Annotated in this window: 9 protein-coding genes; 2 read left to right on the top strand and 7 right to left on the bottom strand. The window is 74.9% G+C overall.

Annotated features, from left to right (window positions below; all coding sequences use genetic code 11):
- From ACWDR0_RS33720 to ACWDR0_RS33730, 3 genes are all read right to left on the bottom strand, one after another.
- Positions 1 to 249, bottom strand: a 249-nt coding sequence (locus ACWDR0_RS33720; RefSeq protein WP_456355643.1) for a hypothetical protein, incomplete at its 3' end; no start/stop codon positions are given.
- Between the two features lie 219 nt (positions 250 to 468).
- Positions 469 to 1143 (bottom strand): LuxR C-terminal-related transcriptional regulator, encoded by a 675-nt coding sequence (locus ACWDR0_RS33725; protein WP_456355644.1) that lies wholly within the window; start codon positions 1141 to 1143, stop codon positions 469 to 471.
- A 268-nt stretch (positions 1144 to 1411) separates the two neighbouring features.
- Positions 1412 to 1828 carry a DUF5997 family protein gene (locus ACWDR0_RS33730; protein WP_456355645.1) on the bottom strand — a complete coding sequence of 139 codons (417 nt, stop codon included), beginning with the start codon at positions 1826 to 1828 and terminating at the stop codon, positions 1412 to 1414.
- A gap of 58 nt (positions 1829 to 1886) precedes the next feature.
- Between ACWDR0_RS33730 and ACWDR0_RS33735 the strand changes: the two genes are divergently transcribed.
- Both ACWDR0_RS33735 and ACWDR0_RS33740 read left to right on the top strand, forming a co-directional pair.
- Entirely contained in the window at positions 1887 to 2711 is an 825-nt protein-coding gene (locus tag ACWDR0_RS33735; RefSeq protein WP_456355646.1) for a LysR family transcriptional regulator substrate-binding protein, read from the top strand.
- A gap of 89 nt (positions 2712 to 2800) precedes the next feature.
- Positions 2801 to 3712: a phosphorothioated DNA-binding restriction endonuclease gene (locus ACWDR0_RS33740; protein WP_456355647.1), complete on the top strand. Its 912-nt coding sequence runs from the start codon at positions 2801 to 2803 to the stop codon at positions 3710 to 3712.
- 63 nt (positions 3713 to 3775) lie between these two features.
- Here the strand turns inward: ACWDR0_RS33740 and ACWDR0_RS33745 are convergent, their stop codons facing one another.
- The 4 genes from ACWDR0_RS33745 to ACWDR0_RS33760 form a co-directional block, all read right to left on the bottom strand.
- On the bottom strand, positions 3776 to 4732 hold the full coding sequence (locus ACWDR0_RS33745; protein WP_456355648.1) for a DUF4184 family protein: 957 nt from the start codon (positions 4730 to 4732) through the stop codon (positions 3776 to 3778).
- Between the two features lie 252 nt (positions 4733 to 4984).
- On the bottom strand, positions 4985 to 5323 hold the full coding sequence (locus tag ACWDR0_RS33750) for a PadR family transcriptional regulator (RefSeq protein ID WP_456355649.1): 339 nt from the start codon (positions 5321 to 5323) through the stop codon (positions 4985 to 4987).
- A gap of 66 nt (positions 5324 to 5389) precedes the next feature.
- Positions 5390 to 7729 carry a tetratricopeptide repeat protein gene (locus tag ACWDR0_RS33755; protein WP_456355650.1) on the bottom strand — a complete coding sequence of 780 codons (2340 nt, stop codon included), beginning with the start codon at positions 7727 to 7729 and terminating at the stop codon, positions 5390 to 5392.
- Positions 7730 to 8441: 712 nt separating this feature from the next.
- The gene (locus ACWDR0_RS33760; RefSeq protein WP_456355651.1) at positions 8442 to 9338 is read right to left on the bottom strand and encodes an RNA polymerase sigma-70 factor; all 897 of its coding nucleotides are present in this window, start codon (positions 9336 to 9338) and stop codon (positions 8442 to 8444) included.
- Positions 9339 to 9585: the final 247 nt, after the last annotated feature.

Consider the following 9585-nt stretch of genomic DNA (forward strand, 5'->3'; position numbering starts at 1 on the left):
GCCGAAGGCCAGCCAGATGACGCCGTAGCCCGCCGCGGCGACCGCCGCGGCCGCGGGCATGGTGATGAACCAGCCGCGCGCCGGAACCCGCTCGCGGGCGGGCGCCCGGCGGGACTGCCGCCCGGCCGGTGAGCCGCCCGGGAGCCCTCGTACCCGTGAGGACGGCTCGATGCCGTGGACCGGCACCACGGAGCCGGGGGCGGTGGCATGCGTACGCGTGCGGACGGCCCCGGCTTTCGGCTCGGCCACCGGACCGGCGACGTCCCGGGCGGGTGCGGGTGCGGACGGCAACCAGGCCCCCCGGGGCGGTGTGTCCGGCGACGCCGTGCGGCGGCGCGGGTACGGACGGCCCGATGCCCTGGACGAGTTCCATGGTCCGGGGCGGCCCGGGAGGCGGCGGGCGGCCGCTGGCGGACGGGACCGTACCCCGCCCCCGACCCCGCCCCGCCCTCCCGCGCCGGAGGCGGCTCAGCGCTCCCCGCCCAGTCCCGCCTCCCGGGCCCGGACGATCGCCTCGGCCCGGCTGGCGGTACGGAGCTTGGCCAGGACGGCGGAGACATGGTTCCGTACGGTCTTCGGGCTGACCGTGAGACGGCGGGCGATCGTCCCGTTGTCGAGGCCGCGGGCGACCAGGTCCAGCACCTCGTGCTCCCGGGGCGTCAGCCCCCACAGCACCGGTGCGGGACGGCCCCCGCAGCTGCCCGAGACCCGGGCGACGACGCCCCCGCCGACGCCCGCCCCGAGCAGGATCTCGCCGTTGGCCACCGCCCGTACCGCGCGCTCCAGCTCGGCCCGCCCGGCGCCCTTGAGGAGGTAGCCGCGCGCGCCCGTCCGCAGGGAGGCGATCACGGAATCGTCGTCGTCGGCCACGGTCACGACCAGGACGGCGGGCTGGGGCCGCAGCCGCAGCAGCCGCCGGGCCGCTTCGACTCCGGAGCCGCCGCCGGGTCCGGGGCGCAGATCCGTCACCACCACCCGCGGCCGGTGCCGCTCCACCGCCGCGACTGCCTCGTCGGCGGTTGCCGTCTCGGCCACCACCGAAAGCCCGGGCACCGAGTCGAGCAGTGCCGTCAGTCCCGTCCTGAAGACCGGATCGCCGTCCATGACGACGACGGTGACCTCCGCCGTTGCTGTGCCGTCCATCGTGCTCCCCCCGTCAGGGCGAACCCGCCGCGCGGGGCCGGGCCCGGCGGGGCGCAGCCTGAGGGAGCGCTCGCCGCGGGCCCGGCCCCGTCGAGGAGCGGGTTCCCTTTCGTCCCGGTACGGCGGGCGCCGTCCGGGCCACGGAGGAGGTTCTCAGAGACTCCCGAGCCGTCGTACCCCAGAAAACTGGGGCCTTGTACGGGAGGAGAATCCCGGTTCGCCGCCACCGGGTCGGCGGTGGCGGCCGGCGGAGGGGGATACGGCCGGATCAGGAACGCGACTCGCCGCTCCCGGCGGCGCGCTTGGCGTCCTGCTGCTTGCGGAGCTCCTTGAGGCGCTCCGACTCCTTGCGGACCTCGGCCTGGGTGGCGCGCTCGCGCACCAGCCACTCCGGGGCGTCCTTGCGGAGTGCGTCGATCTGGTCGGTGGTCAGGGGGTCGGTGATCCCGCCGCGCGCGAGCCCCGAGATGGAGATCCCGAGCCGGGCGGCGACCACCGGACGCGGATGCGGACCGTCACGGCGCAGGTCCCGCAGCCACGCGGGCGGGTCGGCCTGGAGCGCGTTCAGCTCGTCGCGGGAAACAACCCCCTCCTGGAACTCGGCGGGGGTGGCTTCGAGGTACACACCCAGCTTCTTCGCCGCCGTGGCGGGCTTCATGGTCTGGGGGCTCTGGTGCGACGTCATGCGGCCAAGGATATCGAGTACGGCCGGGCCCGCCGACCACGCACGGTAATCTGGGCATGTGACAGCCTCGGAGACAGTTGCTGAGTCCTCTGCGAATCCCGTGTTCCGGCTCGCCTGCGTTCCGGGGGCGACACCGGCCAAATGGGTGCGCATCTGGCGCGAGCGGCTGCCCGACGTTCCCCTGGAGCTGGTCCAGGCACCGGCGGCGGAGGCCGCCGTGCTGCTGCGCGACGGGGGAGCGGACGCGGGTCTGCTCCGGCTGCCGGTGGACCGTACGGTCTTCAGCGCGATCCCCCTCTACACCGAGACCACGGTGGTGATCGTGCCGAAGGACCATGTGATCGCGGCCGTGGAAGAGGTGTCCGGGGCCGAGCTGGCGGACGACATCCTGCTGCACCCCCTCGACGACACCCTCGACTGGGAGGCCCCGCCGGGCCGCCCGGCCCTGGAGCGCCCGGCGACGACGGCGGACGCCGTCGAGCTGGTGGCCGCCGGGGTGGGGCTGCTGGTGGTCCCGCAGTCGCTGGCCCGGCTGCACCACCGCCGGGATCTGACGTACCGGCCCGTCGTGGACGCCCCGCAGTCCACGGTCGCCCTCTGCTGGCGCGAGGACGCGACCACGGACCTGGTCGAGGATCTGATCGGGATCGTCCGGGGGCGCACGGTCAACAGCAGCCGGGGCCGCCGTCCCGAGACGGAGCAGCAGAAGAGCAAGCCGGCCGCGGCGGGCGGCCGGGGCGCGAAGAGCGGAAAGAGCGGGAGCGGAGCCAAGGGCGGGGGCGGCGGGAAGCCGGCCGCCGGGCAGGGGGCGCGCCGCGCCGGCGCCCAGGGCGGCCGCGGTACCGCCAAGCCGGCCCGCGGCAGGCCCCGCCGCCGCGGCTGAACCGCGCCTCCGCTCCGGGCCGTCGGCCCGGAGTACGGCCCGTCCGCCGCCCGGGAACGGTGTCGGTACCCCCGGCTAACCTGTCGGCCATGGACTGGTCCGAACAGGTGGCGGGGTTGCGGCGCTGGACGAGCAACGGGGTACGGGCGCCGCACAAGCCGCTCCTTCTGCTGTACGCGCTCGGCAGCCACCAGCGGGACGCCGGTGCCGCCCTGCGGTACAGCGCGGTCGAGGAGGATCTGAAGCGGCTGCTCGCCGAGTACGGTCCGGCCCGCCCGACGACCCCGGCGTACCCCTTCCACCATCTGGTCTCGGACGGGGTCTGGGAGGTCACCACCGACCGCGGGCCGGGGAGTCCGGGCAGCGGGGTGGGGGTGCTCCGGTCCAGCGGCGCCACCGGCAGGCTGGTGCCGGGGCTGAGGGCCGATCTCGCCGCGGACCCGTCGCTGCTGGGCCGGCTGGTCGGGGTGCTGCTGGACACCCACTTCCCGCCGTCCCTCCACACCGACCTGTGCGAGGCCGTCGGCCTCGACCCCGACCGCTCCTGGCCCTGGGCGGCCGGTCCGGCGGCGGCCCGCAGGCAGCGGGACCGGCGCATGCGTGAACTGGTGCTCACGGCCTACGAGTTCCAGTGCGCCTTCTGCGGCTACGACGGCATGCTCGGCGCAAGGGCGGTCGGGCTGGAGGCCGCGCATGTGCGCTGGTGGTCGCACGACGGCCCGGACCGGGTCGACAACGGCCTCTGTCTCTGCTCGCTCCACCACAAGCTCTTCGACAAGGGCGTTCTGGGTGTCGGCCCGGATCTCCGCATCCTGGTCTCCCGCCGCTTCGTCGGCCGTGGTGAGACCAGCCGCAGCCAGGTGCTCGCCCTCGCGGGCCGCCCGGTCGGCGGCCCGCAGCCGGGTGTGCCGCCGGTCGCGGACGAGCATCGCGAATGGCATGTCCGCCAGGTCTTCCAGGGCGAGCCCCGACTGCCCTCGGCCCCGGTCCCGGCCGGGTGATCCGCACCCCGGGACCGCACCCCGCCGCCCGCATTCCGGACAGGGGCCCGGAGCGGATACGGTCTAGGGGACGGATGCCGTCGGGGTGCGTTCGGCGTCCTGCCCGGTTCCGGCGCCCGGAGTTCCGTTCCCCCGGCCTCGCGGGACGATCCGCAGATGCCAGGCAGCCGCGTAGAGCAGCAGCCCCCCGCCGAGCCATGAGCCCGCCCCCTTCGCCGCATGCGTCCCCAGGTCCTGGGCGGTCTCGGGCCATGGGACCGTCGCCGTCCGGCTGGGATAGGTCTCGCTGAGACCGTCGTTGCTGACGATGGGGCGGCTGTAGTCGTAGACCAACTCCGTGCGATAGGAGTCGAAGTCGTCGGTGTTCACGAAGGCCCCGACCGCCGCGGCCAGCGCCAGGGCCGCGGTGACGCCCCACCGGACGGCCCGCGGCGGCCGGGTGCGGGCGGCCGCGGGAGCCGCGGGGGCGGTACGGCGGCGGCGTACGAAGTGGACGGCCAGCGCCACCAGCCCGGCCACCGTGCTCAGATGCTGGAGCACCCGGGCCACGGTCAGGCCGCCCGGTACCGGATCACGGAGCAACTCCACCCGGGTCACGACGTATCCGTCGACATGGGTGAACGAGTCCCAGACCACATGGGTGGCAATACCGATCAGTGCCGACAGCACCAGCCACATCGCGATCCGGGCCCGGTCCGCGGCGCCGGACGGCCGGGGGACGGGTGTCCCGTGGGCGGGGAGCGGTGGCAGCAGCGCGGCCGCCGGGGCACGCAGCAGGTAGTAGGCGGCGGTCAGGCCGAGCGCGAGCGGCAGGGCCACGGTCGGCAGATCGGTGAGGGTGTGGGTGGCGGTGGCGTTGAAGTACGGCTCGTACCAGACGGCGGTGGTGGGCTGGAAGGGCAGGTTCCCTATGAAGTAGGGGATATCGGGCGCCATCGCGCCCGCCACCAGGGCCGACGGTACGAACGGGCGGCGGAGCAGCGGGAGGACGGCGGCCGGATGGGAGAGCGTGAACGGCACTGCGGGGCACCCCTTAGCGCGGACGGATCCGGTGCGGGCGGCGAGTTCCGGGGCCGCCGGGCAGGGTGTGCCGGAGGCAGCCGTCGGCAACGGCTGCCCGGACGACGCACCGGATAACAGTACGTCGTGAAGGGTATTCCGTTGGAGTGACTATGTCGAGCGCGGAGTGCCCCGCGCTGTTCCCGTTTCGCTTGTTTTCCGTCGTCCGTTCCCTGCGGCCCTGCTCGGGGCGCTGCTCCCGGCCGGGACCGCTCAGGCGGTGGCGGCCGTACCGCCGAGCCCCAGCCGGCGCCGGGCCTCCCGGACCGCCACGGCGAGCCGCTCCGTCTCCGCGGCGAGCCGCTCCCGGCCCTGCTCGGTGAGCCCGAAGACACGGCGCGCCCGCCCGTCCACGATCTCCTCCTGGCGCACTTCGATCAGCCCCTCGGTGACCAGCCGGTCCAGCGCCCCGTACAGCGCGCCGGTCCGCGGCACCACCCGCCCGTCGGTGATCCCCTTGATCTCCCCGGCGATCGCGTATCCGTGCCGGGGCGCGTCCGCCAGGGCCGTCAGCACCAGCAGTGCCAGTTCCTGCATCGCGCGTTCGCTCATCCCCTCAGGGTATGCCGTGCCCCGGACCGGTGTTGAACCCGGCACCGGCCGCCCCGCGGCGTCGGCTCAGGACCCGTCGGCCAGGGTGACCCAGCCGGCCATGGCGGACCAGGAGCCCAGGATCTCCGCCACCTCCTCGGCGTCGGGGACCATGCCGGGGCCGAGGGTCGGGGTGGTGACGAGGAGCAGACCACCGCACTCCTCCGCCAGCTCGGCGAACCCCTCCGCGGCGGGCGCGGACCAGACCGCGAAGCCCGTCGCCACGGCCACCTCGCCGGGCGCTGTGAACGCCCGGCCGGGTCCGCCGGACCGCCGGGGCGGCAACCCCTTCCAGAGCGGCCGGAGACCGAGACCCGGGCCGAGGGCCGAACGCGACCCCAGGGTTCCGGTGGCCGACCAGCCCTCGCCGTCCCGGACCAGATGGGCGGTCTCCAGAGTGGGGTTCACCAGCAGGGCCGGGAACTGCCGTCCGCCCGCCGACACTCCGGTGCTGAAGGCGGTCCAGCTCACCCCGACGCCGGAGGCGAAGAACCGTCCGGCCGACTCGTTCCAGTGCGGGAACCGGCACACACCGAAGTGGAAGAGCCGGGCGTCCGCGTCATGGAGGGAGGTATCGACATACAGGGCGGGCACCCCGTCCGAGAGCGGATATCCGCAGTCCAGGCAGTCGCCGGACCAGAGCAGCTCCATGAGTACCCGGGCCTCCGCCTCGCCCAGCTGCTCCAGGGTGGCCCGGTCGACGGCCATCCGGCGGAGCCCGGGGGCGTCCCCGGGGGCCTCCAGAATCTCCCAGATCTGGTCGCAGCCCTGCTCACGGGCGAGCTTCCACTGCTTCCGCCCGTCCTCCACACCGCCCCAGGAGTAGGCGGCGGTGCCCGCGATGTAGTAGCCGAACGGATCGCCCAGCCTGCCCTGCCGCAGCGCCGTGTCGTAGGCCCGCGCGAGATAGACGTTCGCCTTCCTGTGGTCCTTCCTCCGCAGCAGGCTCCCGGCGTACTTGAGCGCGGCGAGCGGGATCGCACCGTCGGCCGCGATCCGCAGCGCTTCGAGCGCCTCGTCCGACTGCCACTGCCCGGCGAGCAGATCGGAGTAGTGCAGGGCGCTCGCCGGGTCACCGGCCTCGGTGCCCCACCTCCAGACGGCCTGAGCGCCCGCCGTGTCCCCGAGGGAGCTGAGGACCAGGCCGAGGGCGCCGATCGACTGCAGCTCGCCCCGTTCCACCGCGATCGTGTACCACTCCCGGGCGCCCTCGAAATCGTTCCGGCGGACGCAGAGCGATCCCATATTGTGCGCGCCCGCCGGATCGCCCAGTTCCCAGGCCCGGCGGAAGCAGTCGGCGGCGCCCTCGTAGTCCTCCGCGGCCGCGAGCAGTGCTCCCAGATTGCCCAGACCTTCGGTGTCACCGGCGTCCGCGGCGGGCCGGAGCACGTCCATGGCCACATCGCTCCGCCCGCCGAGCCGGGCCACCGCCGCCACGAGCGACCTGCGGGTGTCGTCCACGATCCGCAGGGCCTCCGTCCAGACCTCGTCCGGGACGACACCGGGCTCCGACCGGCGCGCGGTGTCGGACACCAGATAGTCGAACGGTTTCCAGGTGCCGCCGCGGGCCGGGACCAGCGGGCTCGTCACCCCGAGCACGATGCGGCCCGCCCACTCCCAGGCCGCATCCAGGCTCTCCGGCCGTAGCGCGGGACCGCCCGCCCGGTCCAGGTAGTGGCCGTGCAGCCGCTCCACCGCGTCCGGCGGGAGCGCGGTGTCGACGCCCGTACGGGCCAGGTCGACCGCGGCGGCCACCAGCGCGGCCCCGCGGGGGTTGCCGCCCGCCCGGGACGCCGACCGCCAGACCGCGAGCACCTGCGGTCCGGCCGCCAGATACTCGGCCGGACCATGGGCCGGATCGGCCCCGAGGGCCGCCGTGACCCGCGGGTCGTCGCTGGCGGCTGCGGTGTTGCGCTCCTCGTCGGTCCAGATCCGCTCCAGCACCAGACGGTGGGCCCGGCGCAGGATCCGGCCGGGGGAGGACGGCAGCCGCGGCCCGCCGCCGTGGGCACCCGCAGGGAAGCCCCGGGCATCGCCGTACTGCTCGTGGAACTCCGTCCGCAGCGTGCTGAGTACGATCGCCCGCCGGGCGGTCAGCTCGTCGAGGAGCCGGGGCGTCAGACCCTCGCTGTGGAGATAGTCGTGGAGATCGTCGAGCCAGACGACCCGCCGCTCCCCGCCGACGGCGGCCGGCAGCGCCGCCAGAGGCGCGTCCGGATCCGGTACACAGACCTCCAGTCCGCCCAGCCCGCGGCGCATGCTCTCGAAGAGCGCCCGGGACTTGCCCGCCGCGGAGTCCCCGGTGAGCAGGACCATGCCACCCGTGTCCGCCAGCGCCGCCAGGAGTTCGTCCAGCGCGCCGTCCACGCCGCGCGGAAGGTACTCCACCATCCGCGGCCGGCCGGGGGATTCGGGCACCGGATGGACGCCCCCTGCCACGGGGTCCCGGCGGCCCCGGGCGCCGCCGGGGGAGGGGCATGGGAACTGTCCAGCACCAGACGGCCGCGCAGCACGGACGAGCCCGGCTTCAGCGTGCCCACGATCTGCTCGGTGTCGAGCCGGCCGCCCTCCCGCAGCGAGATCTGCGGATAGCCGACCGCCTCGCAGCCCGTCACGGGTGCCAGCCCCGGCACCCTGCCCCACCGGACCTCCGGGAGCCCGGCCCCCGCGGCGCCGTCGACCAGCTCCCCGTCCGCCAGCAGCAGGGCGGCGTCGCACTCCTCGTCGTACCGCCGCCAGAGGACACGGCAGGGCCGGGTGCCCGTACCGCCTGGTACGACGGCGCGGGCCGGGCCCGCGCCGAGGAGGTGTGCCGAGGTGAGGACCAGCCGGGAGGTCAGCAGATAGCCGCTGCCCTGCCGCGCCGCCTGGACCACGGCGATCCGTCCGGCGGACCGAGCCGCACCGCTCCCCATCTGCCCCTCCCCCCGGCGGCCCGGATTCCGGGCCGGCCCCGCCACCCTACGCGGGCCGCTCCGGACGGTCCCGGGGCCGCGCCGGGGCTCGGCGGCTCACGGCCGTTGCCGCCGCCGGGCGGGGCCGGGCAGCGACGTGCACCGTGCGCCGTGCGCCGGGTGGCTCAGCGGCTCAGGGCGGTGGCTGTCGCCAGACGGGTCAGCTTCGCCGGATTGCTCACCGCGTACAGCTCGCTGATCCGGCCGTCCTCGACCCGGAACGCCAGCACCGCCTCCACCCCGCCGTCCCGCCGGACGAGCAGCGCCGGATGCCCGTTGACCCCGACGGTCTCCAGGGTGATTCCCCCGGCGTACTTCCGGAGCCCGCCGGACAGCAGACCGCCCACCTGGTCGGCCCCCGTGACGGGCCGCGGTATCGCCCGGGCGACGCCCCCGCCGTCGCTCAGCGCGACCACGTCCGGGGCCAGCAGGCAGATCAGCTCCTGGAGTTCACCGGTTTCGACGGCACGCCGGAAGGCGGCGAGCACGGCCCTGGTCTCACCGGGGGAGGCCGGACCGCGCGGGCGGCGGTCGGCGATCCGGACCCGGGCCCGGTGGACGGCCTGACGGACCGCCACCGGACTCTTTCCGACGGCCTCCGCGATCTCGTCGTACGGCAGCTCGAACACCTCCCGCAGCACGAACACGGCCCGCTCCGTCGGCGTCAGCATCTCCAGCACCAGCAGCATCGCCAGTGAGACGCTCTCCGCGAGTTCGGCGTCCTCGGCGACATCGGGCGCGGTGAGGATCGGCTCCGGCAGCCAGGAGCCGGTGTACGACTCCCGGCGGCGGCGCAGCGCCCGGAGCCGGTCGAGCGCCTGACGGGCGGTCATCCGGACCAGATAGGCGCGCCGGTCGCGTACCGCGCCGAGTTCCACGCCGGACCAGCGCAGCCAGGTCTCCTGGAGGACGTCCTCCGCGTCCGCGGCCGATCCGAGGATCTCGTACGCGACGGTGAAGAGCAGGTTGCGGTGGGCGACGAAGGTCTCGGTCGCCGGACCCGGACTGCCGTCCTGACTCATGCGGTAACTCCCGTTCCGGTGCGCTCGGAGGTGCTCATGGACACGACGACGGCGGGGCACCGGATGTGACACTCCGTCGTGTGACCTGAGACACGCCCTTCTGCGGGCAGCGCGCTGCCCGTGACCGGGGCGGCCGGTCACGGGCAGGGGAACGGCGGCGGAGGCGCCGGTACGAACGGACGCGACCCGCACCGGGGTCCTCGACCTCCTGGGGCCGCATGCCGGAGTGGGAGAACTTGGTGGGTAC

Source organism: Streptomyces sp. NPDC003691 (genome assembly GCF_053981115.1).

Excerpts from the sequence above, each read along its gene's own strand:
- ACWDR0_RS33760 (WP_456355651.1), bottom strand. The coding sequence starts at position 9,338 with ATGAGTCAGGACGGCAGTCCGGGTCCGGCGACCGAGACCTTCGTCGCC.
- ACWDR0_RS33725 (WP_456355644.1), bottom strand. The coding sequence starts at position 1,143 with ATGGACGGCACAGCAACGGCGGAGGTCACCGTCGTCGTCATGGACGGC.
- ACWDR0_RS33750 (WP_456355649.1), bottom strand. The coding sequence starts at position 5,323 with ATGAGCGAACGCGCGATGCAGGAACTGGCACTGCTGGTGCTGACGGCC.
- ACWDR0_RS33740 (WP_456355647.1), top strand. The coding sequence starts at position 2,801 with ATGGACTGGTCCGAACAGGTGGCGGGGTTGCGGCGCTGGACGAGCAAC.
- ACWDR0_RS33730 (WP_456355645.1), bottom strand. The coding sequence starts at position 1,828 with ATGACGTCGCACCAGAGCCCCCAGACCATGAAGCCCGCCACGGCGGCG.